Source organism: Polaromonas sp. P1_F9 (assembly GCF_056405615.1).
Window position 1 is genome coordinate 1 of the sequence record NZ_JBFUBT010000010.1, and the last position, 23,343, is coordinate 23,343.

Below are 23,343 nucleotides of genomic sequence, written 5' to 3' on the forward strand. Positions count from 1 at the left end.
GCGCCGCGCCTTGCATCCCATCCCGAGAAGGCGCTTGCGCGGCCCCGTTTAGACCGTGAACAGGTTCTTTGGCAAATCGCCGGTGATCACCGACGGTGAGTTCACGCTGGCCGAGTCGGGCGCCATCATTGAATACCTGGTGGCGCGCTACGGCGCCGGCCGCCTGGCCCGAGGCCGGCACACCGGCGCACCTGCGCTACACCTACTGGATGCACTAGGGCCTGTTAACGCTATTTATGCAAATGCGAATGGGGTGAAAACAGCGCCAATCAAGGCGCGCGACGACGCCCAGACCGGGCGTCTGGGCTAGGAGCGCAACGCGGAGTGGCGCTGTTTTCACCCCATTCCCTCCGGGTTGCGATCAAAAGGGCCCTGCGCGGCGTTGCAAAGCCTTGACGGGGTCTACCCCGCCTGCGTTTTGCGCCTTGCTCATGGCCCTTTTGACTCGCAACGCATCTTGCATAAATAGCGTTAACAGGCCCTAGGCCGAAGGCTCGGCCATGCCGCCGCTTTTGCTCAAGCTGGTATTCGACAAGGTAGAAAACTCGCCCATGCCTTTTTTCGTCAAGCCGATTGCCCGCGCCATCGCCGGCAAGGTCAAGAAGACGTTTATCGAGCCGCAACTGCGGCAGCACCTGGATTACCTGGAAATGTCGCTGAGCCAGAGCGACTGGTTTGCCGGCGCCGAGTTCAGCGGCGCAGACATCCAGATGAGCTTTCCGCTGGAGGCGGCCGCCGCGCGCGGCGGGCTGAACGAGAGCCGGCCCAGGCTGATGGATTTCCTGGCGCGTATCCATGCCCGGCCCGCCTACCAGCGTGCGATTGCGCGTGGTGGGGAGTTTGCGTTGCAGTGACGATCGGCAAGATTTGCTGAGGGTGCTATTAAATCAATAGCTGCTCGCGCTCGTCCCTAAAGGGCCGGAGCCGTTTTTGGCTTGATATTCTGGGTTTCTGGAGTGATTGGCAGGCCAGGCGCCTGCCGGCTGCGCACAAACTCCATGGCTTGCGGCTGGCCCACCAGCACACACTGCTTGCCGGTGCGCCGGCAGTGGTCCTGTACACGCCAGTAGGCGTCGTGGCTTACGCAGCCGGTCTGGCAGATCACCAGGTCGGCAGTGACCAGACTGGCCTCCAGCGCGGCTGCGTCCTGCAGGTCGTCACCCGCATGGTGCAAAAAGTGTCCGCCGGCCATTTCAACAACGCGCCGGGCTGCGGCGGTGCCAGCGCCTTGCTCGCCCACGCACAGCACAGACTTTTCATGCAGGGCGGCCGTGGCTTCTGACGCTGATAACGCCGCCGCCAGCGTGGCGGCAGCCCGCGGCGCCGCTGCGTTCTTTTGCCGGCCCAGGCGTTCCCGCACCAGGCCCTGCAAATCATGGACACGGCCCATCAGCCACTCCACCCGGCGCGCCAGCGTCAGCCGTTTGGGCAGGCCGGGGATGGCCGCCTCCACGGCCTGGCGGTCTTCACGCTCCCAGGCCAGCGCTGTCTCCCGCACCATCGCCGCCGCACGCAGGCGCGTTGCCTGGGATTGCAGGCGCGAGATTTCTGCGGCCTGCGCGGCAATCACCGTGCTGCAGCGCTTCTGGATCTCACCGTACTGGGCGAGCAGGGCGCGGTGCTCACGGTCAAGGCCGGGCAGAGAAGTACAGGGTCCTTGCATGTCGGATCTCCAGAAGATGAAGGTGTCCCACTCAACAGCGGCGATCCGCAGCCGAAGAAAGGGGCAAAACCCATCTTAAATGAGAATTGCTCTCATTTGTAGCAAAGATTGAGCACCTCTCCAGTCAACCGATGAAGCCCGGTTTGCTATGAATTCAGGAGCTGCTCGCGCATGTTCCTATTGCCCAGAACCCCGATTTCACTTGAAATTTGGGCGCCAGGGCCGTCAGAGTTCAGCCGCTTCCACCAGAAACCGCACCCGCTTCACGCCCTGCCATTCGTCCGCATCCAGCCGGAAGGCCAGCTTGACCCGCGCGGGGAGTGATTCGGTGTGGCCAAACCAGATGCCGTCGACCGGCTGGCCCTGGTGCTTGAGCTTGAGCGCCAGGTGTTTTTCACCCACCAGCCGCTGCGACACGACTTCCACCACTTCGCTGAAGGTCGGCGCCGCAAACCCCTGGCCCCAGACTTCCTTGTGCAGCGTGTCGACCACGTCGGTGCGGCGGTATTCGGCCGGCAGCGGGCCGTCGGTGTCCATGCGGCGCGTCAGCGTGGCGGCGTCCAGCCATTCGTGGGCTACCTGCTGCAGCGCGCTTTCGAACACCTCAAAGTGCTCTTCGGCAATGGTGCAGCCGGCCGCCATGGCGTGGCCGCCAAAGCGCAGCAGCACGCCGGGGTGACGCTTGGCCACCAAATCGAGCGCATCGCGCAAATGAAAGCCGGGAATCGAGCGGCCCGAGCCTTTGAGCTCGTGCTCTTTGCCGTCGGCCTGGCTGGCGGCAAACACGAACGTCGGCCGGTGCAGCTTGTCTTTGACGCGTGAGGCGACGATGCCGACCACGCCTTCATGGAACTCGGGGTCGAAGATGGCAATCGCCGGCGGCGGCTCCTCATCTTCGTCAATCATTGCGTCGGCCGCCAGTTGCGCCTGCTCGCGCATGCCGGCTTCGATGTCGCGGCGCTCGCGGTTGATGCCGTCCAGCATTTGCGCCAGCTCATCGCCGCGCGCCGCGTCGTCGGTCAGCAGGCATTCAATGCCCAGCGTCATGTCGCTGAGCCGCCCTGCCGCATTGATGCGTGGGCCCAGCGCAAAGGCAAAGTCAAACGTGGTGGCCACCGGCGCCTGCCGACCCGCGGCCTTGAACAAACTCGCCAGGCCTGCAGGCAAATGGCCCGTGCGTATGCGCTTGAGACCCTGCGCCACCAGCCGGCGGTTGTTGGCATCCAGCTTCACCACGTCGGCTACGGTGCCCAGCGCAACGAGCGGTAGCAGCGTATCAAGCTTCGGCTGTGTGGCTGCATTAAAGGCACCACGTTCGCGCAGCTCGGCCCGCAGCGCCAGCAGCACATAAAACATCACGCCCACGCCCGCAATCGATTTGCTTTCAAAGCTGCAGGCGGGCTGGTTCGGGTTGACGATCACGTCGGACTCGGGCAGCACCACTTCGCCGTCTCTCAGCGCGGGCAGGTGGTGGTCTGTCACCAGCACCTGCATGCCCAGCGCCTTGGCGCGCGCCACACCTTCGATGCTGGCGATGCCGTTGTCCACCGTCACCAGCACGTCAGCGCCAGCGGCTTTCACGCGCTCGGCAATCGGCGGTGTGAGGCCATAGCCATCGGTGACGCGGTCAGGCACCAGGTAGCTGACATGCTGCGCACCCAGCAGCTTGAGGCCACGCAGCGCCACGGCGCAGGCGGTGGCGCCGTCACAGTCGTAGTCGGCCACCACGCAGATTTTTTTGCCGGCCGCCATCGCGTCGGCCAGCAAGCGCGCGGCCTCAGCGGCGCCGTGCAGTGAAGCGGGCGGCAGCAGCCGGGCCAGGCCGTCGTCCAGCTCGTCTGCCGCATTCACGCCGCGCGCGGCATACAGCTGCGCCAGCAGCGGGTGAATGCCGGCCTGCTGCAACGCCCAGACGCTGCGCGGGGGCACATCGCGTACCTGTATTTTCATATGTGTTCACTATCTTTTTTATAGCTGCTCGCGCAGGTACCATAAGGGCTGTGGCATCAAAAGGCTTGAAATTTTGGCCATGAAGCCGGCCTGGTGCGTCTCAAAAATCTGCCAGCCGCGCTCGCCGCACAGCGTCAGCCGCACGGCCTCGCCTGCGCGCTGACGGGCCAGCAGCTGCGCAATCTCGCCTGCATCCAGCGCAGCCCAGACCTGGGCATAGGCTTGCCAGTCGTCAGCAAAAACGGCTTGCGCCAGGCTGCGCGGCACGGTCGGCGCCTGGCTGGGAGGTTCATACCCGGCGGGCAGGGCACCGCTGCCGCTCAGCCAGAAAGAATTGACCGGTAGCTGGCGGCGCTCGGCGCGTTCATCGTTCAGCGCGTGGGTGTACAGCAGCATCTGCATTTCGTTTTGCAGCAGCTTCATCTTGCGGGCCGTAGCGTTGGTGTCGTCCTTGTTCTGCTTGGGCAGCCAGGGGTCTACGTTGCGGCCCAGCACGCGATCCAGCGAGGCGGTGGGCAGGGTGCGAAACAGCTCACCCTCGGCCAGCCAGCGCGACGGCCCCAGCGCCGGCACGTAGTGCATCGTGATGCCGTCGCCATCAAAGTAAGGTTGCATGGCCGCCAGCAGCGCGCGGGATTCGGCTTCAGTCAGGCCCAGTGCAGCCGGGTCCGTCAGCGTGGCATGCTCGCGGCCCATGGCCCAGTGGCAGGGCGTTACCCAGGCCCAAGCCTTGCCGGCGCCGGCTTTCAGGTGCTGCGCCGCGTCCCGCGCTGCCCACGGAATCAGCCCGTCAGGCGTATCCGTGGTGGCAAGGCCCAGCGCCTGGCCCAAGGCCCGCTCATGCGGTGGTGACAGCGTGTGTGCGTCTGCCATATCAGTGTGTACTGACTTCATGCCCTTGAGCAATTGCTTGAGGTTGCGCGTGCTGTCGGCCGGCAGCGCCTTCATCGTCGGCAGCCAGGCCTCTGCGCTGCAGGCCGCAAAGGGAAGCAGCAGCTGCGGCCCTGCAAAAGGAGTGGGGGAATTGGCTGACATGGGGCTATTGTCCGGGATGCCACAATTGGCGTTCAAATTTGGGCGCTCAATTTGGGCGCTTAAATCGCACCCTATAAGAATCCGTTCGAGCTGGCCACCCGTGGCCCGCAACGACTACCAGGTTGAGTATGCAAATTCCTTATGAGCTGATAGTGGGCTGGCGCTACACCCGCGCCGGCCGCGCCACCCGGCGCAACGGCTTTATCTCTTTTATTTCAGGCGTTTCCATGCTGGGCATTGCGCTCGGTGTGGCCGCGCTCATCATCGTGCTCAGCGTGATGAACGGCTTCCAGAAAGAAGTGCGTGACCGCATGCTGGGTGTCATCTCGCACATCGAGGTGTTCGCCCCCAACGGCGTGGCCCTGCCAAACCCGCAAAAAACGCTGGCAGAAATCAAGGCCAACCCGCAAGTCGTCGGCGCCGCCACCTTCATCGCCGCGCAGGCCCTGCTGGCGCGCGGTGAAGACATGAAGGGCACCGTCGTGCGCGGCATTGACCCGGCGCTGGAAGGCCAGGTCACCGACCTTGCCGTGACGTCTGGCCCCACGCTGGCCAAGCTGGTTCCCGGCGCGTTCGGTGTGGTGCTGGGCGGCGAGCTGGCCCGTGCCATGGGCGTGCGCGAGGGCGACAGCGTCACGCTGATCGCGCCCAGCGGCCAGGTCACCCCGGCGGGCGTGGTGCCGCGCCTCAAACAAATGACGGTGGTCGGCACCTTTGACTCCGGCCATTTTGAGTACGACTCGGCGCTGGTCATGATGCACCAGGACGACGCCGCGCGGATCTTCCGCCTCGAAGGACCTACCGGCATCCGCATCAAGCTGAAAGATCTGCACCAGGCGCGCGAAGTCGCATTTGAGCTGTCAAGAAGCCTGAGCGGTGATTTGCTGATTCGCGACTGGACACGCCAGAACAAAACCTGGTTTGCCGCTGTGCAACTTGAAAAACGCATGATGTTCATCATCCTCACGCTCATCGTGGCGGTGGCGGCCTTCAACCTCGTCAGCACGCTGGTCATGACGGTGACCGACAAGCGCGCCGACATCGCCATCTTGCGCACGCTGGGCGCCAGCCCCAAAAGCATCATGAAAATCTTCATGGTGCAGGGCGCGCTGGTCGGCGTCATCGGCACGCTATCGGGCCTGATTCTGGGCCTGGGCATTGCCTTCAACATCGACGTCATCGTGCCGGCGATTGAGCGCGCCCTCAACGCCAGCTTTTTGCCCAAAGACATTTACCTCATCAGCCGCATGCCGAGTGAACCGCAATACGCCGACATCATGCCCATCGTCGTCATCTCTTTAGTGTTGTCCTTCCTGGCCACCATCTACCCCAGCTGGCGCGCCAGCCGCGTGAACCCGGCGGAGGCCCTGCGCTATGAGTGAACTCAAGAACGATATGACCGCAACGCTGCAAAGCGCCAATGCCAACGGCGAAGTGGTGCTGAAAGCCAGCGGCCTCACCAAACGCTTCCACGAAGGCCTCATAGACCTGACCGTGCTGCACGGTGTAGACCTGCAAGTGCACGCCGGTGAAACCCTGGCCATCGTCGGCGCCTCAGGCTCCGGCAAAAGCACGCTGCTGCATTTGATGGGCGGCCTCGACGCCCCCACCAGCGGCCAGGTTGAACTCAAGGGCCAAACCCTGTCGTCGCTGTCACCCCAACAACAAGGCGACCTGCGCAACAAACACCTGGGTTTTGTCTACCAGTTCCACCACCTGCTGCCCGAATTCAGCGCACTCGACAACGTAGCCATGCCCCTGTGGATCCGCCGCGAATCCCCCGCAGAATGCGCACGGGTCGCCACCAAGATGCTGGCAGCTGTGGGGCTGCAAGATCGCATTCACCACCGCCCTGCAGAACTCTCAGGCGGTGAGCGCCAGCGCGTGGCGATTGCGCGAGCGCTTGTCACGCAGCCCGCATGCGTGCTGGCTGATGAGCCGACCGGTAATCTGGATCGATCGACCGCCGACGGCGTGTTTGAGTTGATGCTGCAATTGGCACGCGACTTCGGCACGGCCTTTGTACTGGTCACGCACGATGAAACGCTGGCCTCGCGTTGCGGGCGGCGCTTCAGGCTGGTGTCGGGGCGCTTGTCGGAGTGGGGTTGATTTGCTGCGTCGATAAGTGACGTGCTTGTCGAGGGTCGTGTTCTATATCGCTCTCAACGTGAGGTAACGTTGGCGCTGCCTGACGGGCAGCCAACGACGCGAAGCGGCATTCGGAGGCTGCACGTCCGCGCCGAGCGACGGGTTAGCTTTCATTTCGCCCCGAGAAACTTATGCTCAGCTAGCGCTTGAATGTAAGCAAACCCCCATAGCGTGAGTTGGGGCTTAAATTTGTCAAAAACCGTGGCTGTGCGAACATGCTCCAAACCGCGCATGACGATACCACTTGGTTCACCCAAACCACTTAGAAATACTTTGGGTTTTATGCGCTCCAAATCAAGCGGCCTTAGACCCAGTACTGAACCGCCAGTTTCACGTATGCACTTCACGTGTGCCTTGCCTTGGGCTAGGCATTTAGCTCCTGCAATGGTGCTTTCGGTAGGCGCAACATTCTTGTGCCAATCCATTAGGCCAGCCAGAAAGATTACGCGTGAGGCACCAGGGCGCTGCACAGCCGGTTGAAGAACTCGCCCGCACCCGAACGACCCGTCACGGAGCGGTACGGCCCAAAACTCGCCAGCGGATAGCGAAACAGCAGATTTCGGGACGAATGGGTAAGAGGTGGCAGCCATGGAAGCTAACGTTTGACTTAAGCGGCGCCGGCAGGCGTCCGTTTGAAGGAGGGGTTAGGTCTGAGGCGGCGATGGCTCATCGCTTGCTGCCTTCCTTGCGTAGCTGCTCCGTACGCCTCTCGGTTTGCTCCGTTTGGCACTGCCTTTCAGCGTTCACGCACCACGTCGTGTTGCATTGGCCTCCCCATTCGCGCTCCGCTTGTGCCAAGCACGAACTGTCACGCTCGAGTATCCATGCGCGCTGAGCGGCCCGGAGGTCTGCGCGCTTGGCCTTCGGCAAACGTGTTATTACCCTTTTGTATTCGGCGTTGAGCTCAGCGTCGGCACGCGCATAGCTGGCTTCGAGCCGACTTTGGGCGCAAAGGGCACTGCTCGCAGGCTCGCATTCCTGTGCCGCAACAACAGCTGAATAGACAAGCACCAATGAGCCGATGAACGTGCGGAGCATCGAGGCCTAACGTAATGTATACCGCAAGGTCTGCGGTATAACATCGCGCCTGCGGTATACCCTGGCCGCCAAAAAACCAGCCAAGTGCTTGTTATTAAAAGACTTATTGTCCATTGTGAGTTTCGGTCAGGTCGATAAAAAGAATACCAAACACCGCAAACCGATTCTAGGCGGGCAGCGTGGTTACCGCCTCCTCAATATTGACGAGCGCAGCTGTACCTGTGGCGAACTACGGGCGGCAAGTGCCAAACAAGGCCATTTACCTCCCGCCAGCCTGCACAGCGTTAGATAGGCATAATCCTTGATCCCTCCGCCGTGCGCGCAGGCGTATCCCCTCACTCCGTGAGTCTTTCAACATGCCGTGCAGCTCCCTGCCTGCGGTCCAGGACACAGCCACCTTCGCATGACCGATCACTACACCGCCCTCGGGCTGGACAGCGCAGCAACGCTGGCCGATATCAAAAAAGCCTTTCGCCTGAAGGCCTCCTTCTGGCACCCGGACAAAAATCCCAGCCCCGAGGCGCCCGAGCGTTTCAGGGCGGTGCAGCAGGCCTATGAGGTGCTGTCGGATGCGGACAAGCGCCAGGCCTATGACGACAACCGCCGCCGCAACCTGCTCGACAGCCCGATAGACACGGCGCGTGCCATCTGGGCCGACTATCTCAACCCGCTACTGTGACCCTTGCTGACCGAAAGAAGAACACCCTATGAAAAACCCGGCAGCATGAGCGTCTCCCCCTACTTCCTCGACCTGCGCTCAGCCTACCAGTCCGAGATGGATGACCTGCGATTCGACTCCGAGGGGCGTGACGTGCTGCACCATCGCCTGGCGGGCAAACGCCAGGAGATGGCCTTTCTGGTCCAGATGATGGACACCAGCCCCGAGATGGTGGCGGTGGTGTTTCACCAGGGTTTTGATTTCACGGAAAAAGCCGTGATGGACCACCTGCTCACCCACGATAGCCACGACGCCGATGGCTTTCCGGCCTGGGGCAGCCTGGCGAGTGGCTTTGTGCTGGCGCCCTGGGCGCAGGACCTGGCGCACATCGTTCTGCAGGCGCCCGGCGGGGAGAAATTCCTGACGCTGACGGCGGGGCTGGAATACATGGCCGGTCTGCCGGTGGCCGCATCCATCATGAACGCCGAAGCAGATGGTGACGGCGACGACTGCGATGACGACGAAGACAGTGATGAGAACGGCGACGGCGCCCCGGTGATGTTTGAGGGCGATGACGATCGTGAGCAAAGCGCCGATGCCCGGGCACGCCACGAGGCAGGTTCCGAATGGCTGGTCCAGCAGGGCTTTGACGCCAAAGACTGACGCAATCACGCATGAACTGGAAGGTAAAACCCTGATGACGAAGCATCTCGCCTTGATCGAAAAAACCCAAAGCCTGATTGCGGCCGGCGACATCGTCGGCGCCGAGGCTGCGCTGGTCGCGCTGGCCGACGACGAAGGTGATGCTGCGCTGATGGTGGTGCTGGAGCAGTTGCCGCCCAAGGACGTCCTGGCTGTCATTCGCGAGTATGACAACTCCAAGGAGTCGGTGGTCAGCCTGCTGGTCACGCCCGCGCAGTTTGCCCGCGCCGTGGTGATTGAAAAGCTCTACAAGGACCTGACCCGCACGCACCTGCGCGGCATGGTCAATGCGGTGATCTTCCGGGAAGACGCGGACCCGCTGGAATTTCTCACCGCGATCGGCGACCTGGAAGGTGGCAGCGAAGCCCTCGCCGATTATTTTTCGGACCAGTGGAGCCGTGTCGAGGCCTTTGCGCGCAGCGGCAGCTTTGAGCTGGCCGACGAGTACGGCAAGATGCTGTCCCAGTCCGCCCTGCTGGCTTCGGCCTACGAGAGACCGCGTGTCCAGCTGGATGAAATCGCCGACCAGGACTGGATGCAGCTCGCCTGGCTGCTGCGTTACGAGCTGCCGGACCTCTTCATTGAAATGCTGATGGTGCTGCGCGCCAAGGGCAGTGCCCACAAGGCAGCTTCCGATGAGGAGGATGAGGACGATGCGCAGGACGACGACGGCAAGGTCGAGACCGGCGACACCGATCGCGGCAAGGCCACACCGACGGCGCGCGAGTCCGACGAGGAATCGGCGATCTGAACTTGCAAACGCCCATGTCCTCGCCTTCCGTCATCTCGCTCTACGATACGCGCGCTTTTTTTGAAAAGGCGCTGCAGTACGGCGTGCAGCACGGCATCATTGGCACCGAAAAAATCGAAGCCATGCGGGTCGAAGGCCCCAAGGGCATGGTGCAGATTGCGCGTTATTTCGGCAATGAGTATTTGCGCCCGGACCTTGAAAAAGCCCGCGATCGCATGGTGAACCTGATCAGCCTGTACCTTGAACATTCCTGTGAGGGTGACCTCCACCAGGCGGCTGAATCGCTGCGCGATTTCTCGCTGCTGTCTCGCTCCAAGGGCGGCTCGGACATGCTCAAGGCCCTGATCGCCATGCCGCAAAACAGCCACTTCGGCATGAATGAACGCGGCGGCTTCACCGACGAGCACATTCCGCTGCTGGCCAAATGGTCGCTGCGCAACCTGGCCGACTACCAGGCCGAACTTGCCAGGCGCAGCCACGTGGCGCAGGTGGTGGATGCGGCCGTCTGGCTTGCCGGCGAGCTGGGCATGGACGCCGCCGAACTCGAAGACGCGGGCAAGGATGCCGAAGCGGTGATTCGCACCGCCTTGCTGGTGCTGGCGACGAGCCGCACCGAGATGCCCGACTGGGTCGCGTTCGAGAAGATGATTGCCGCCTTACGCAAAAAACACGGGGCCGTTCCGACTGCGGTTACGGCTTCGCTGCCACTCGCCGTTCCGAAAAAGCTGCCTGCCCACCTGCGGGATGTGGTGGAGGCGGTGCGGCAGTCCGTGATGGCCGACGTGCCAAAAATACTCGATCCGGCCTTGCCGACGCGCCAGCTGTTTGACCGCAGCCCGGCCTTCATGGGCCGGTATTTCTGGGTGGAAGACGGCCTGAACGAGGTGGATCACCATGATCGTCAGGCATCCGCTGTGTGGAGCAAGGTGACCGGCGGCAATGCGGACGATGGTTCGCTGCTAACCCTTTTCCTGTGCGTGGCCGCCGGGTCCGCGCCCAAGACCCTGCTGACCGAGAAAAGCGCCGCAACCCTCCTGCGCAAGATCCGCAAATCCGGTTTCGAGCCCGCGCTGGCCCACCAGTACATCGTGGACCACGCGCCGGTGCAGCACCAGGACGCCTACGCCAGCTTGTGGGATGACTTTGTGGACGATGCGCAGGTCACGCTACAAAGCGATGCCGTTCATGCGCTCCACGACGCGCTGGCGTTGCTGCGGCGGGAATGCCACGTGCAATAGGCGGTTTGAGCCTGCGGTGGCGGCCCGTAATACACGACAGCTACTCTCTGCCTCGAATCGCGACCCAGAACATCAAACCGGCGAGTGCAAGCAGGAGTCCGCGTATACCCCAAGGGCCAAGAAAATAGTAGGCGGCTTGAAATAGCGGCTCCAGCAGATTGCCGCAACCGGTTGCGCAGAGAGTTGGCTTGGCGAAGCTTAGCAAGGCAACGCTGAGGAGAAAAACTCCGAGCAATGCCGCGATGAGTCTCGAATTCATTGAGCCGAGATCCGATGTTTGGGTTGGGTGCTCACATCCGAACAGCGACCAAGACGGCGTAGCTGGCCTGGCATCCGTTTGATGGGTCGGTTAGGTTGCTGCGACAAGGCCTACGGCTTTACGGCCGGATCCCAGTGCTCCGCAATCTTGCCGGCCTCAATGCGGAACATGTCAAACCACGTCGTCGTGTACTTCTTCGACGGATCTTTGGGATCCGTCTGCTCGCGCACAAAACTAAGGATGACCAGGTTTCCTTCAGCCGTAATGGCCACGAGTGGAGCTGCGACCTTGGTTTCTATCGGCTTCGGCTTCTTGAACTTGCCGAAGAACTCGACAAACGCTGCGCGGCCAGTGGGAACGTTCGGGTTGTGCTGGATGTAGTTTTCAGCCAGGTACTTCTCTGCCAGCTCGAGCTGGCCGGCTTCGAAGACTTCGCGCCAGAAGTCATAGACCAGGCGCTTGTTTTCCAAAAGTTTTGGATCTGCGCTTTGCAGAAGGGTGGAATGATCCGGCGCCGGGGTAACAGCAACTTGTGCGAAGGCTGCACTGGCAGCAGCAGCGCCAAGAAGAAGGGCAACGATGGTGTTTCTCGTACTCATGAATTACCTCGGTTGTGATTTGGAATACCTGACATTTGGCATGAGCGGCGGCTGGAGACACGCCAAGCTCGCGTAACTATCGAAGCTTGGGATCCGGAAATGGCAACTGATCCTGCGAGCTGCTCGGCTGGGCCACCCATTTATTGCCGCGACGGAAAAAATCTGCCTGGGTTTCAGAACTTCCAGCCCCAATTTTCAATGACACCGTGCAAGCGATTTGACCTGGGTGCTTGGCATCAACAGCCGGGATGCAGGTGCCGAGCTTGAGTTCGGCAGTTTTGTACTCTTGCATCTCCATCATCAGAAGGAATGCTTGTGTAGCCTCTTTTGCGTCGGGCAATACGAGTGCAGTGGCAGCGGCGGGTGCGGTGGCGGGCACTGTGGGCGTAATGACAGCGGCAGGTGGAGACGATGTCTCGCTGCAGGCGGAGCAAAGCAGCAATGTTGACAGGATGACTGTGTAACGCATGAAGAATTCTTTGCTTTTTAGTTCGATAAAAGAGGGGGCCTACGCTTCGCGAACGATTCTAGGCGGACAGCCTGCCAACTGCCTCTTCAATATGAACGACCGCACGTAAACAGCTCATTCCCTTTTTGACCATCGACGCCTATAACCGGTCCGAAAGCCATGATCATCAGAATGCTTCCAGCGCCTTTGCGCCCCGCAGCAACTGGCTCGTGTCTTACAGCTGCCAGTTCGATACCCTTACAAAGCAGCCGCTGAAGTCAGCGTGCAATAGCATTAACCGCTTGTCGGCTGTGCGACAGCCCCCGTCGAGCCCGTGGCAAATGCCACTCATCTGTCTCGAAGGGGAATCAACATGTCAACCAAAGAGCGCAAGGAATGGCGCAGAAGTTTTACGGAAACCATCATGGGTCTGGCCGGAGGCACGGTCGATGTGCTCGAGGCGGCAATCTGGGCGATGGAGGCGCAGCATGCGCAGGGCCACCGCGATCCGCAAGAGGCGGCGTACGAGCAGTTCAAGAACGTTGCGATGCCCATACCGGCAAACCGCAACGGCCCCCAAGACGAGCCCATGTCTACGCTGGCCGCGACCCCGGAATTTTTTCAGCACCGGCCTGCTGAAAGTCGACTTGATGTCGGCAATCCATAGGCGCCGTCCTACAGCGGAGTTTCGAAGCCTGCCAATACGATGGCTTTTTTTGGAGACCGTATGGACAACTATCACATCAAGACGCACAACGGCCACTGGGATCTGACGCGGCAGGGCGCCGACCGCGCGGCCATCAGCAAGCCCACGAAGGCGGAGATTCTGGAGGCAACGCGAGAGTTCATGGTGGGCAAAACTGCCTCGGTCAAAATCCATCGCGCCGACGGAACGTTCGAAGAAGAGCGGACCTATCCAGGCTCTGCTGACCCTTCCAGGTCGAAAGGTTAGGAACAGCCAGGAACCGGCGCCGGGACCTTTGGCCCCGGTGCCCGAAATTGAATACGATGGGAGTCCTTTGCACTCTGGCGGGCGCCGGGTGCCCAACCTTTCAGGAGACACGACATGGCCAGCAAAAAGACCAGCAAGAACACGATCTGCCTGTGGTACGACGGTGGCGCCGTTGAGGCCGCAAACTTCTATGCCAAGACCTTCCCAGACAGCACTGTGGGCAAACTCTTTTATGCGCCGGGTGACTACCCCGACGGCAAGCAGGGTGACGTGCTCACGGTCGAGTTCACCGTTGCCGGCATTCCCTGCATCGGGCTGAACGGTGGCCCGCTTTTCAAGCATAACGAGTCTTTCTCTTTCATGATTGCCACCGATGACCAGGCGGAAACCGACCGCTTGTGGAACGCGATCGTCAGCAATGGGGGGCAGGAAAGCGAATGCGGCTGGTGCAAGGACAAGTGGGGCCTGTCATGGCAGATCACCCCGCGCGCGCTCACTGACGGTATAGCCGACCCCGACCCCAAGGTGGCCAAGCGCGTGTTCGACGCGATGATGACCATGAAAAAGATCGACGTCGCCGCGATAGAGGCGGCACGGCGGGGCTGAGACGCTTGATGGAATGACGCGCGTTTGCGTCCCGCTGCGCATGCGCTCCTGTTCAGGCTTGAGAAGTGGTCTGGGCGTGATTTGCATGCGAAATTTCCTCCGAAGGTACCGGGCGTAGTACGTACCGATATCGGGAGTTCGTCCTACACCGCCGAACGCGCAGCCTCCTAGCATGAAGACACCAGCAATGAAAAGCCCACCCCGGCGTGCAGCCGGTAACGGTGTGCGATTCATTCACGTGAAGAAGGGTTTGATGACGTGGTCAAGCGGCATTTGCTCTTCACTTTCATCAACGTTCTCAAGGAGACCGAAATGACTGGAATCAAACAAGCTGCGCTTTGCGCGCTGATATTGGCAGGCTTGGCGGGCTGTAGCGGCATGACCCAGCAAGAGAAAAACACAGCTATAGGCGCCGGTGTCGGCGGCGTAGCCGGCTCGGCCCTTACCGGCGGCAGTCCCTTGGGAACCGTAGGCGGCGCCGCAGTCGGCGGTGTGATCGGGCATGAGGTCAGCAAGCCCAAAAGGTAAACCAACCCGGTTCACAGATTGGCTCATACGCGCGTGAGGCACCTCTTTGGCGCTCCATGCGCGTGCATTTGTACATTGCCGTATGCGCGTCGACACCGTAAAGCATGAAGGCCTGAGCCTGGGTGTGCTGGCGGCGGGTGATTCCGCCAGGCCTGCTATCGTTTTATTGCACGGCTGGCCCCAGTGCAAGGAAGTCTATACACCAGTGGTCGATGCATTTGCCGCCGAACACTTTGTCCTGGCTTTTGACTTGCCGGCGATAGGAGATTCGCGCGGCGCGCCGCCCTCTGCTGAAAAAACCATCCTGGCCGACATTGTCGTCAGTGCGGCAGAACGCGCCGGCGCGCGCTCAATGGTGGTGGCTGGCTTTGATGTCGGCGGCATGATCGCCTATGCAGCCGCACGTGACCATGGGCACCGCATCGCGGGGGCTGTGGTCATGAATACCGTCATCCCGGGCATAGATCCCTGGGAGAAGGTGCTGTCGGATCCTCGTATCTGGCACTTTGCATTTCATGCGTTGCCGAAGCTGCCAGAGCTCCTGGTTTCAGGCCACCAGCGTGCCTACTTCGATTTTTTCACGGACTTCCTGGCAGGCAACAAGGAGGCCGTGACCGAAGCACATCGCAACGCGTTTGCACGCGCCTATGAGCGCCCAGAGGCGCTGAAGGCCGGCTTCGACTGGTACCGTACCTTGCAGTCCGACGCCCAGCACAACAGCCGGCACAAGAACATCGAAACACCGATGCTCTACCTTCGCGGCGACGCCGACGGGCGTTCGCCGGACGACTATCTTCCCGCCTTGAAGGCCGCCGGCGCCAGGCGCATCAAAGGCGAAGTACTGCGCGGCAGTGGCGAATTCGCGCCGCTGGAGGTCGCTGAAGCCTTCACGCAGGCGCTGACTTCGTTCGCGAAGGAATGCCAGAAGCATTGAACGGGTAGAACTGCGGCAGTCTCAAAAAGGGGATTTTTTGATGTCAGAGAGGCACAGAGAGATTCTGAAGAAGGCCAACGCGGCTATCGCCGAGGGCGATGTTGAAGGATTCCTGAAGTTCTGCACGGAAGATTCAGAATGGATTTTTGTGGGCGACAGGACGATCAAAGGGAAAGAAGCCGTTCGCCAGTGGATGATGACCGCGTACCAACAGCCACCGAAGTTTGAAGTCCACCACATGATCGCCGAGAACGACTTTGTCGCGGCGCTCGGCGAAATCACCTTGAAGGACGAAGAGGGGAAGGCGGTCCGCCATGCCTACTGTGATGTCTGGCGCTTTCGGGATGGAAGGATGGCCGGGCTGCGGGCCTTTGTCATCAAGGCTGGATCGACCTGATCCGATCACTTTTGCGTCGTAATCGCCGCTGCCTGGGGGCTTTCCCTCAAAGAATCCGGTTAAACCACAGCAGCGATAAACTCGCCGACACCAGCGCCAGCGCGGCGGCAAGAAGCGCCAGCAACCCCGAAACCTCGGTTTCCTTTTTCTCAATCGCGATGCGCGAACTGAGGGTTTCATAGACCTTCTTCAAATCGGCCGCCGTACCTGCGTAAAAGTACTCGGCCTGTGTTGCACGGGCAATGCCCTTGAGGGTTTCTTCGTCGAGCTTGACGCGCATGGACCAGCCTTCAAAACCAATCGTTTCGCCATCCACCGTGCCCACCCCGACGGTGTAGATACGGACACCGCGGTCTGCTGCGAGCTTGGCGGCGTCGATCGAATCCACACCCGTGGTGCGCTGGCCGTCGGTCAGCAGGATGATGGCGGCCGACGTGTAGGAACCGGGAGCGACGGGGGTGAATTCTTTCTTCGCGTTCTTGTCGGGGTTCAGGGCCTGGTCCAGCGATGTGCCGCGGGGTTTTTCCCTTCCGTATTGCATGGAGGCGATGTCGATGCCTGCGTCGGGGAACAGCTCGGCCAGCGACACGACAATGCCGTTGCCGATGGCGGTGCCGCGCTGCAACTGGAATTTGTCAATGGCTGCCGTCAGGTCTTCGCGGCTGAGGGTGGGCTGCTGCACGACGGCGGCGGTGCCGGCAAACGCAACGATGCCGACGCGTACATTGCGCGGCAAATCGGCCAGGAAAGCCTTGGCGGCATTTTGTGCGGCGACCAGGCGGTTGGGCTGCACGTCGGTGGCGCGCATGCTGCCTGAGACGTCCATGGCGAGGATGATGGTTTCGCGTTGAGAGGGAAGGCTGATCACGGCAAAGGGGCGTGATGCCGCCACCAGCATGGCGGCGATGGACAGCAAAAACAGCAGGGGCGGAACATGCCGGCGAAAGCTTTGGCCGCGGCCCATGGCCTCGCGCACGATGGAGAGGCTGGCGTAGCGCAGCGCCATTTTTTTCTTGCGGCGCAGCAGCCACACATACACGGCCACCAGCAGGGGAATGGCCAGCAGCAGCCACAAAAATTCCGGCCAGAGGAAAGTCGGCAGGGGAAGCTTTGACATGAAAGAGGTCAACCAGCTGAAGTTCATGGATGTTCCTTGGCGGCTTCTTCAGGCGGCGTGTTTCAGGTGGGCCGGCAGCTTGCCGCCTGCTGCGTTGGCGCCTGATGTACGGCTGCGCCGTTTGCGGAGCTCGGTAAACCGCAGGATGGCGTCAACCAGGTTGTCGTCGGTGGAAAGCTCCAGGGTGTCCACGCCGGCGCGCGCCAGCGACTGCCGCAGCTCCGCCTCGCGCTGGGCGGCGATGCGTGCAAAACGTTTGCGGAAGCCCGCGTCGTGTGTGTCGACCAGCAGTTGCTCGCCGGTTTCGACATCACGGATGGGGATCAGGCCCAGGTCGGGCAAGTCCAGCTCCAGCGGATCGAGCAGGCGCACGGCGACCACTTCATGCCGGCGGGCGAGTTGGCCCAGCGGCTTTTCCCAGCCGGGCTCGCTGATGAAGTCGGACACCACAAACACGGTGGAGCGCCGGCGTATGAAGCTGGCCGCGGACTCGAGCAACTCATGCAGGCGTGTAGGGCCGAGCTGAGTGGTTTCGGGCCGGGCCTGCAAGGTGTGCAGCAAATGGAGAACGTGGTGGCGGCCGCCGCGTGCGGGAATCACGGCATCAACACCGGAGCCATAGAGCATGGCGCCCACCCGGTTGCCGTGGCGCGTCAGCATGCGGGCCAGCACGGCGACAAATTCAGCGGATACGTTGCGTTTGCGAAGCTCGCTGGAGCCAAAGTCCATCGAGGGACTCAGGTCCAGCAGGAACCAGGCGCTCATTTCGCGGTCTTCGGTGAAGACGCGCACATGGGGTTGCTCCAGCCGGGCGGTGACGTTCCAGTCGATATGGCGCACGTCGTCGTGGTGCTGGTACTCACGCAGGTCGGCCAGGTCCATGCCGGTGCCGCGCAGCAGGGTGCGGTAGTCGCCCTGCAGCAGGCCGTCGAGCCGGCGCAGCACAGTCCACTCCAGCCGGCGCAGCAACTGCTCTGCGTTGGATGAAGGTGCGCTCATGGCGATCCTCCGAAACCAGCATGAGCCGCGGAACCGGCTTTGCCGGGCCGCAGGCGGGCGGCCCCCTCGGGGGGCAGCGACCCGCGGAGCGGCAGAGCGTGGGGGCTCACATTTTTAGGCTGCGAGTTTTTCATGCTCTAGGGGTTTGGCGGGCGGGGGAATCTTGGCCATGATTTTGGCGACCAATCGATCGGCGGAGAGCCCTTCAGACAGCGCTTCATACGACAACACCAGCCGGTGGCGCAGCACGTCGGGCACCAGGTCGGTCATGTCTTCGGGCAGGGCGTAGCTGCGTCCGCGCAGCATGGCCAGCGCACGGGCGCCTTCGGTCAGGTTGATGGTGGCGCGCGGGCTGGCGCCAAAGGTGATGAAGCGCTGCAAATCCTTGAGCCCATGCTTGACGGGTGTGCGGGTGGCCGAGACCAGGCGCACGGCGTACTGCACCAGCGAGGGGTCGACGTAGATGCGGCGACATTCGGCCTGCAGCGCGGCCAGCTGTTCGGTGGTGGCGACAGCGCTTACGGCGACGGCCGGGCCGGTCACGCGCTGGACGATGACAAATTCTTCCTCGTCGGTGGGGTAGTCCACCAGCACCTTCATCATGAAGCGGTCGACCTGCGCTTCGGGCAGCGGGTAGGTACCTTCGGTTTCAATCGGGTTTTGTGTGGCCATGACCAGGAAGGGCTCGGGCACCTTGTGGGTGATGCCGGCAATCGTGACCTGGCGCTCCTGCATCACTTCCAGCAGCGCGCTTTGCACCTTGGCGGGCGCGCGGTTGATTTCGTCGGCCAGCAGCAGGTTGGTAAACACCGGCCCGAGCGAGGTGGTGAACTCGCCGGTTTTCTGGTTATAGATGCGCGTGCCCACCAGATCGGCCGGCACCAGGTCGGGGGTGAACTGGATGCGCTTGAAATTGCCCTGCACGGTGTTGGCCAGCGTCTTGATGGTCAGCGTCTTGGCCAGGCCGGGAACGCCTTCCACCAGCAAATGGCCCTGAGCCAGGATGGCGACCATGACGCGTTCGAGGAAGCGGTCTTGCCCCACCACCACGCGTTTGACTTCATAGAGAATCTGCTCCATCAGCTGCGCGGTGGCGTCGTGGCCGGTAGCGGAATGTTCGGGCGTGTGCTGTTCCATGCGTCGATGTCCTTAAAGTCTTCAGAAGGGGGGCATGCCGGCGGCCGAGGCTGCGTTTTCAATCGGCACCGCAAAACCGATGCCGACAAACGTGCGCTGCTGGTTGGGGTTGAAGATGGCGGTCACGATGCCGACCACTTCGCCGTCCATGGTGACAAGCGGGCCGCCCGAGTTGCCGGGGTTGGCGGCGGCGTCGAACTGGATCAGGTTGCTCATCATCTGCTTGCCTTCGGGCGAGCGGAAGTTGCGCTTGAGCCCGGAGATCACGCCCTGCGAGGCCGAGGGGCCTATGCCGAAGGGGTAGCCCACGGCCATGACCTGGTCGCCGGGGGCCAGGTCGGCGGTGGAGCGCATGGTGGCGGCAATCAGGTCGTCGGGAATCTTGTGGGCCTGCAGCACGGCCAGGTCGTTTTCGGGCTGCACGCCGGTGATGCTGGCGGTGGATTCGAGGCCGTCTGCGAACGTGACCTTGATGGTTGTGGCGCCCTGCACCACGTGCAGGTTGGTCAGGATGATGCCCTTGTCGACGATGACCACGCCGGTGCCCACGCTGCGCTCGCCATCTTCCTTGCCGTCCTTGTCTTTTCCCAGCCCCACGATACGCACGACAGAGGGGATGATGGTGTCGTAAGCCCGGGTTCCGGGGGAGGGCAGGACTGTGGTCTCCAGCGTTTTGAGGACGGCCGCGTTGATGTCTTCCTGCGTCAGCTTGCGGGCCGCAGGCCGCAGCGGAGAGGCAAAGCTGATGGCCAGCAACAGGGCCAACAGGCCGACGACCGACCAGAGCAGGTAAAGCTGGTTTTGGGCAAGCCGTTTGGCCAGGCGGGAGGCGCGGGGGAAGCGGGAAGGTGCGGGGGCCGGAACGGCGCCGTCTGGGCCGGCAGCCTGCTCGGGTGGCTGCGTCTGGGCATCACCCGCGCCCTGCGCCGGACGGTTTGAACTGCTGTAAAGGGCTGGCCTGCGCATCCGTTCACCTGTGAGGTCAATGTCAAAACCGGGCTGATACCACCGGGCGTGAAAACCTGCTTCAGGCCCCGTATTTACAGTTGCACCGTATCACGATTTGTGCATCCGTGCACGTGATTTGGGTATAGGCGTAGGGGGCTTTGTAAAGCGCGTGTTACTGCGCAGTCTGGGCTCGATTCGAGCCCGATTTTGGGGCGGCCTGGACTGTTTCAGGCGCCGGGGCTGTCGGCGGGCTTGCGCAGCAGGGTCAGCGCCAGGGCCGCCGAGGCCAGCATGAGGAACAGGCTCACGGCATTGAGCACCGGCGTGGCGCCCTCGCGCATGCGGCCGTACATCATGACGGTCAAGGGCGCGTCCGAGCCGACCAGCATCAGCGTGGTGTTGAAGTTCTCGAAGGACATCAAAAACGAGATCGCAGCGGCACCTATCAGCGCAGGCTTCAGGTAAGGCAGGGTGATGGTGGCGAAGACCGCGGCGCGTGAGGCCCCCAGGTTGTAGGCGGCTTCTTCCAGCGTGATGTCAAAACGTTTCAGGCGGGCGGAAATGATGAGCGTGGCGATGGATACGATGTAGGAAAACTGGCCCAGCACTACCAGCGGCAGCCCCGGCCGCAGGAAATCCAGCTCCAGTCCCCACCAGTCGTCGGCAAACTGGGCCAGGCGGCTGGCAAAGGCCAGGATCGAAATACCCAGGATGACGCCGGGAATCACCAGCGGCGCCAGCATCAGCATCGACAGCACCTGTTTGCCCGGAAAGCGGCTGCGTTCAATCAAAAAGGCGTTGGTCGTGCCCACCAGCACCGCCAGCAGCGTGACCCAGCCGGCCACCACCACGCTGGTCCACAGGCTGGCGAGCATGGGGCGATCGGCAAAAAGGCCTGTGCGTCCGGACTTGCTGCCAAAAAACCAGTCGAGCGTGAAGCCGCGCCAGGGCGGTGCCGGATAGGGGGCGTCATTGAAGGCAAACACCGCGACCACGACCAGCGGCAGGAACAGGAAGGCAAAAAAGGCCAGCCCATACACGACCGTGCCGGCGCGCAGCCAGGCGGGGCGGGGCAGGGAGGCGATCATCTAACACTCTCCCCAAGTCTTCGCCAGTGACGGCGCGGAACCGGCTTTGCCGGGCCGCAGCGGTCGCCCCCTGCTAGGGGGGAGGGAGCTACACGCAGTGAGGTCCAACGGGGGTGTGTCATGTTTTTCTCATCACTTCACCGAACTTCTGGCCAGTTAGCTTGAGCCCTAGCCAGACGATGGCAGTGGACAAACCCAGCAGCAAAAAGCCGAAAGCCGCGCCTTGCTCCCAATTGAAGCGCGTGATGAACTGGGTGTAGATCTGCTCGGTGAACCAGAGCGAATTTTTTCCACCCAGCAAGGTAGGCGTGAGGTAGTTGCCCAAGGTCAGCATGAAGACCACAATGCAGCCGGCCAAAATGCCGGGCGCGGCATGCGGAATGACGATTTGCCGCAGGATGGAAGGGCCGTTGCCGCCCAGGTCATACGCCGCTTCAATCAGCGTGTCGTCCAGGCTTTCAAGCGCGCCGATCAGCGGCACCACCATGAACAGCATGGAGGTATAGACCAGGCCGACCAGGATGGTGGCGTCGCGATAGAGCAGCTCTACAGGTGCATCAGTGAGGCCCAGCTGCACCAGCACGGCGGGCAGCACGCCCGATTCGCGCAGCAGAATCATCCAGCCCAGGGTACGCACGGTTTCGCTGACCCAAAAAGGAATCAGGCACATCACCAGCAGCAGCGACTTGGCACGGCCGCGCACCAGCTTGGCAATCGTCCAGGCGATGGGAAACGCCAGCAGCAGTGTGATCAGCGTGGCCAGGATGGACATGACGGCCGTGCGCACAAAGGTGTGCCAGTACAGCGGTTCGTCGATGAAGGTGCGGTACTGCGCGATGCTGGGTGCGTATTGCCGGGGTGCGATGCGTTCGCGCAGCGACAGGATGGCCAGGTCGATATGTGGCAACACGATGAGGCCCACCAGCCAGATCAGCGCCGGCGCGAGCAACAACAGCAGGATGAGCCTGGCCTGCGCCGATGCGGGTCCGGCATTTGCTGCGGGCATGGCGGCTGCGGCTTGCATCGTTTGCGGGCGCTAGGCGCCGGCTGTCCCGAAACAGGTGGCTTGTGCGGGGTCGAAGCTGAAGGCCACTGTTTCACCGACACGCAGGTCGGCAAAGCGGCCGGTCTGCGGCAGCGCAATGCGAAATTCTGTACGGCTGGTGGTTTCGCGCAGCAAGACGGCCGAGTTTGCACCGTCGAAGAGCAGGCTCTCGACCTGGCCCGCATAGGCGGTGTGGTCAGCGGGCAGCTCTGCGGCGTCGCGGGCCAGGCTGATCGCTTCGGGCCGTACAAACGCCTGCACGGACTGGTCGGTCAGGATTTTGCCGACAGCGCGGGCCCGCATGGCAAGGCCCTGGCCGGTCGTCAGCGCCACCACGTTGCCGGCTTCCGTGCCGGCGGCGGCACTGCCCTGCAGCTTGTTGTTGGCGCCCACAAAGCCCGCCACAAAAGGCGTTTGCGGCTGGTAGTACAGCTCTTGCGGTGTACCCACCTGCTCAAAACTGCCGGCATTCATGACCGCGACATGATCGGACAGCACCAATGCCTCGGATTGGTCGTGCGTGATGTAGACAAAGGTGGTGCCGAAGGCGGCCTGCAGCTGCTTGAGCTCGACTTTCATGTGCTCGCGCAGCTTTAAATCCAGCGCGCCCAGGGGTTCGTCGAGCAGCAGCAGGGTGGGCTCGAGCACCAGGCTTCGCGCAATCGCCACGCGCTGCCGCTGCCCGCCCGATAGCTGGTCGACCCGCTTGTCCTGCATGCCGGGCAGGCTCACGCGTTCGAGCATGGCGCCGACCTTGGCAGCGATGTCTGCGCGTGACAGGCCGCGCCGCGCCAGGCCATAGCCTACGTTTTCACCGACCGACATCATGGGAAACAGTGCCAGGTGCTGGAACACCATGTTGACGGGCCGCTGGTTGGGCGGCACGCCGTTCATGGGTCTGCCGCCGATGTGGATCTGGCCCGCATCGGGCGACAGAAAGCCGGCGATCATGCGCAGCAGCGTGGTCTTGCCGCAGCCCGAAGGGCCGAGGATGGAAAAGAAGCTGCCGCGCTCCACGGTAAAGGACAAGTCCTTGACCGCGGGCTGGCCGGCGTAGGTTTTACCGACGTGTTCGGCTTGAAGGTCTGCGTGCACCGGGTGTT

At 62.1% G+C, this 23,343-nt stretch carries 26 protein-coding genes and 1 pseudogene; 14 read left to right on the forward strand and 13 right to left on the reverse strand.

The window, feature by feature from the left end:
• The first annotated feature begins 55 nt into the window (after nucleotides 1-55).
• Nucleotides 56-310 carry a thioredoxin domain-containing protein gene (locus AC1DYR_RS21220; RefSeq protein ID WP_477706831.1) on the forward strand — a complete coding sequence of 85 codons (255 nt, stop codon included), beginning with the start codon at nucleotides 56-58 and terminating at the stop codon, nucleotides 308-310.
• Between the two features lie 175 nt (nucleotides 311-485).
• A pseudogene (locus AC1DYR_RS21225) lies at nucleotides 486-854 on the forward strand (glutathione binding-like protein); the annotation flags it as partial.
• A 56-nt stretch (nucleotides 855-910) separates the two neighbouring features.
• Here AC1DYR_RS21225 and AC1DYR_RS21230 read toward each other — a convergent pair.
• The 3 genes from AC1DYR_RS21230 to AC1DYR_RS21240 all read right to left on the reverse strand — a co-directional run bounded on the left by AC1DYR_RS21230 (nucleotide 911) and on the right by AC1DYR_RS21240 (nucleotide 4,648).
• On the reverse strand, nucleotides 911-1,663 hold the full coding sequence (locus AC1DYR_RS21230) for a DUF2325 domain-containing protein (RefSeq protein WP_477706832.1): 753 nt from the start codon (nucleotides 1,661-1,663) through the stop codon (nucleotides 911-913).
• Between the two features lie 225 nt (nucleotides 1,664-1,888).
• A complete protein-coding gene (gene recJ, locus AC1DYR_RS21235) occupies nucleotides 1,889-3,613 on the reverse strand; it encodes a single-stranded-DNA-specific exonuclease RecJ (RefSeq protein ID WP_477706833.1) in 1,725 nt (574 codons plus the stop codon).
• A gap of 18 nt (nucleotides 3,614-3,631) precedes the next feature.
• Complete coding sequence (locus tag AC1DYR_RS21240; RefSeq protein ID WP_477706834.1) at nucleotides 3,632-4,648, reverse strand: hypothetical protein; 1,017 nt, start codon at nucleotides 4,646-4,648, stop codon at nucleotides 3,632-3,634.
• Between the two features lie 128 nt (nucleotides 4,649-4,776).
• On the opposite strand from AC1DYR_RS21240, the gene AC1DYR_RS21245 reads away from it, so the two are divergent.
• Complete coding sequence (locus AC1DYR_RS21245; protein WP_477706835.1) at nucleotides 4,777-6,030, forward strand: lipoprotein-releasing ABC transporter permease subunit; 1,254 nt, start codon at nucleotides 4,777-4,779, stop codon at nucleotides 6,028-6,030.
• Nucleotides 6,023-6,757, forward strand: coding sequence for a lipoprotein-releasing ABC transporter ATP-binding protein LolD (lolD, locus tag AC1DYR_RS21250; RefSeq protein WP_477706836.1), 735 nt, complete (start codon nucleotides 6,023-6,025; stop codon nucleotides 6,755-6,757). The genes AC1DYR_RS21245 and lolD overlap by 8 nt, the downstream gene beginning before the upstream one ends.
• A 705-nt stretch (nucleotides 6,758-7,462) precedes the next feature.
• Here lolD and AC1DYR_RS21255 read toward each other — a convergent pair.
• Nucleotides 7,463-7,834 carry a lysozyme inhibitor LprI family protein gene (locus tag AC1DYR_RS21255; protein WP_477706837.1) on the reverse strand — a complete coding sequence of 124 codons (372 nt, stop codon included), beginning with the start codon at nucleotides 7,832-7,834 and terminating at the stop codon, nucleotides 7,463-7,465.
• A 403-nt stretch (nucleotides 7,835-8,237) separates the two neighbouring features.
• Between AC1DYR_RS21255 and AC1DYR_RS21260 the strand changes: the two genes are divergently transcribed.
• From AC1DYR_RS21260 to AC1DYR_RS21275, 4 genes are read left to right on the forward strand one after another with little or no spacing between them, the layout of a single operon-like run.
• On the forward strand, nucleotides 8,238-8,513 hold the full coding sequence (locus tag AC1DYR_RS21260; RefSeq protein ID WP_477706838.1) for a DnaJ domain-containing protein: 276 nt from the start codon (nucleotides 8,238-8,240) through the stop codon (nucleotides 8,511-8,513).
• A gap of 45 nt (nucleotides 8,514-8,558) precedes the next feature.
• A complete protein-coding gene (locus AC1DYR_RS21265) occupies nucleotides 8,559-9,155 on the forward strand; it encodes a hypothetical protein (RefSeq protein ID WP_477706839.1) in 597 nt (198 codons plus the stop codon).
• 34 nt (nucleotides 9,156-9,189) lie between these two features.
• Nucleotides 9,190-9,945 carry a hypothetical protein gene (locus AC1DYR_RS21270; protein WP_477706840.1) on the forward strand — a complete coding sequence of 252 codons (756 nt, stop codon included), beginning with the start codon at nucleotides 9,190-9,192 and terminating at the stop codon, nucleotides 9,943-9,945.
• A gap of 14 nt (nucleotides 9,946-9,959) precedes the next feature.
• Entirely contained in the window at nucleotides 9,960-11,183 is a 1,224-nt protein-coding gene (locus AC1DYR_RS21275; RefSeq protein ID WP_477706841.1) for a hypothetical protein, read from the forward strand.
• 369 nt (nucleotides 11,184-11,552) lie between these two features.
• On the opposite strand, the gene AC1DYR_RS21280 is transcribed toward AC1DYR_RS21275, so the two are convergent.
• Both AC1DYR_RS21280 and AC1DYR_RS21285 read right to left on the reverse strand, forming a co-directional pair.
• Complete coding sequence (locus tag AC1DYR_RS21280) at nucleotides 11,553-12,041, reverse strand: nuclear transport factor 2 family protein (protein ID WP_477706842.1); 489 nt, start codon at nucleotides 12,039-12,041, stop codon at nucleotides 11,553-11,555.
• A 76-nt stretch (nucleotides 12,042-12,117) separates the two neighbouring features.
• The gene (locus AC1DYR_RS21285; RefSeq protein ID WP_477706843.1) at nucleotides 12,118-12,510 is read right to left on the reverse strand and encodes a hypothetical protein; all 393 of its coding nucleotides are present in this window, start codon (nucleotides 12,508-12,510) and stop codon (nucleotides 12,118-12,120) included.
• A 352-nt stretch (nucleotides 12,511-12,862) separates the two neighbouring features.
• On the opposite strand from AC1DYR_RS21285, the gene AC1DYR_RS21290 reads away from it, so the two are divergent.
• The 6 genes from AC1DYR_RS21290 (at nucleotide 12,863) to AC1DYR_RS21315 (ending at nucleotide 15,906) form a co-directional block, all read left to right on the forward strand.
• Entirely contained in the window at nucleotides 12,863-13,156 is a 294-nt protein-coding gene (locus AC1DYR_RS21290; RefSeq protein WP_477706844.1) for a hypothetical protein, read from the forward strand.
• Between the two features lie 60 nt (nucleotides 13,157-13,216).
• Nucleotides 13,217-13,441, forward strand: coding sequence for a DUF2188 domain-containing protein (locus AC1DYR_RS21295; RefSeq protein WP_477648033.1), 225 nt, complete (start codon nucleotides 13,217-13,219; stop codon nucleotides 13,439-13,441).
• A 114-nt stretch (nucleotides 13,442-13,555) separates the two neighbouring features.
• Nucleotides 13,556-14,047 carry a VOC family protein gene (locus AC1DYR_RS21300; RefSeq protein WP_477706845.1) on the forward strand — a complete coding sequence of 164 codons (492 nt, stop codon included), beginning with the start codon at nucleotides 13,556-13,558 and terminating at the stop codon, nucleotides 14,045-14,047.
• A 312-nt stretch (nucleotides 14,048-14,359) separates the two neighbouring features.
• Nucleotides 14,360-14,575, forward strand: a complete 216-nt coding sequence (locus AC1DYR_RS21305) for a glycine zipper 2TM domain-containing protein (RefSeq protein ID WP_477706846.1) — start codon at nucleotides 14,360-14,362, stop codon at nucleotides 14,573-14,575.
• 82 nt (nucleotides 14,576-14,657) lie between these two features.
• Nucleotides 14,658-15,509: an alpha/beta fold hydrolase gene (locus AC1DYR_RS21310; protein ID WP_477706847.1), complete on the forward strand. Its 852-nt coding sequence runs from the start codon at nucleotides 14,658-14,660 to the stop codon at nucleotides 15,507-15,509.
• A gap of 40 nt (nucleotides 15,510-15,549) precedes the next feature.
• Nucleotides 15,550-15,906: a nuclear transport factor 2 family protein gene (locus AC1DYR_RS21315; RefSeq protein WP_477706848.1), complete on the forward strand. Its 357-nt coding sequence runs from the start codon at nucleotides 15,550-15,552 to the stop codon at nucleotides 15,904-15,906.
• A gap of 46 nt (nucleotides 15,907-15,952) precedes the next feature.
• Here AC1DYR_RS21315 and AC1DYR_RS21320 read toward each other — a convergent pair whose 3' ends face one another.
• The 7 genes from AC1DYR_RS21320 to AC1DYR_RS21350 form a co-directional block, all read right to left on the reverse strand.
• Complete coding sequence (locus tag AC1DYR_RS21320) at nucleotides 15,953-17,050, reverse strand: VWA domain-containing protein (RefSeq protein ID WP_477706849.1); 1,098 nt, start codon at nucleotides 17,048-17,050, stop codon at nucleotides 15,953-15,955.
• A gap of 21 nt (nucleotides 17,051-17,071) precedes the next feature.
• Nucleotides 17,072-18,022, reverse strand: a complete 951-nt coding sequence (locus AC1DYR_RS21325; RefSeq protein WP_477706850.1) for a DUF58 domain-containing protein — start codon at nucleotides 18,020-18,022, stop codon at nucleotides 17,072-17,074.
• Nucleotides 18,023-18,136: 114 nt separating this feature from the next.
• Nucleotides 18,137-19,159 carry an AAA family ATPase gene (locus tag AC1DYR_RS21330; protein ID WP_477706851.1) on the reverse strand — a complete coding sequence of 341 codons (1,023 nt, stop codon included), beginning with the start codon at nucleotides 19,157-19,159 and terminating at the stop codon, nucleotides 18,137-18,139.
• A 21-nt stretch (nucleotides 19,160-19,180) separates the two neighbouring features.
• Nucleotides 19,181-20,125: a S1C family serine protease gene (locus tag AC1DYR_RS21335; RefSeq protein ID WP_477706852.1), complete on the reverse strand. Its 945-nt coding sequence runs from the start codon at nucleotides 20,123-20,125 to the stop codon at nucleotides 19,181-19,183.
• Nucleotides 20,126-20,334: 209 nt separating this feature from the next.
• Nucleotides 20,335-21,195, reverse strand: coding sequence for an ABC transporter permease (locus tag AC1DYR_RS21340; RefSeq protein ID WP_477706853.1), 861 nt, complete (start codon nucleotides 21,193-21,195; stop codon nucleotides 20,335-20,337).
• A 118-nt stretch (nucleotides 21,196-21,313) separates the two neighbouring features.
• Nucleotides 21,314-22,201 carry an ABC transporter permease gene (locus tag AC1DYR_RS21345; protein WP_477706854.1) on the reverse strand — a complete coding sequence of 296 codons (888 nt, stop codon included), beginning with the start codon at nucleotides 22,199-22,201 and terminating at the stop codon, nucleotides 21,314-21,316.
• Between the two features lie 30 nt (nucleotides 22,202-22,231).
• Nucleotides 22,232-23,335, reverse strand: a complete 1,104-nt coding sequence (locus AC1DYR_RS21350) for an ABC transporter ATP-binding protein (protein WP_477706855.1) — start codon at nucleotides 23,333-23,335, stop codon at nucleotides 22,232-22,234.
• Between the last annotated feature and the right edge of the window lie 8 nt (nucleotides 23,336-23,343).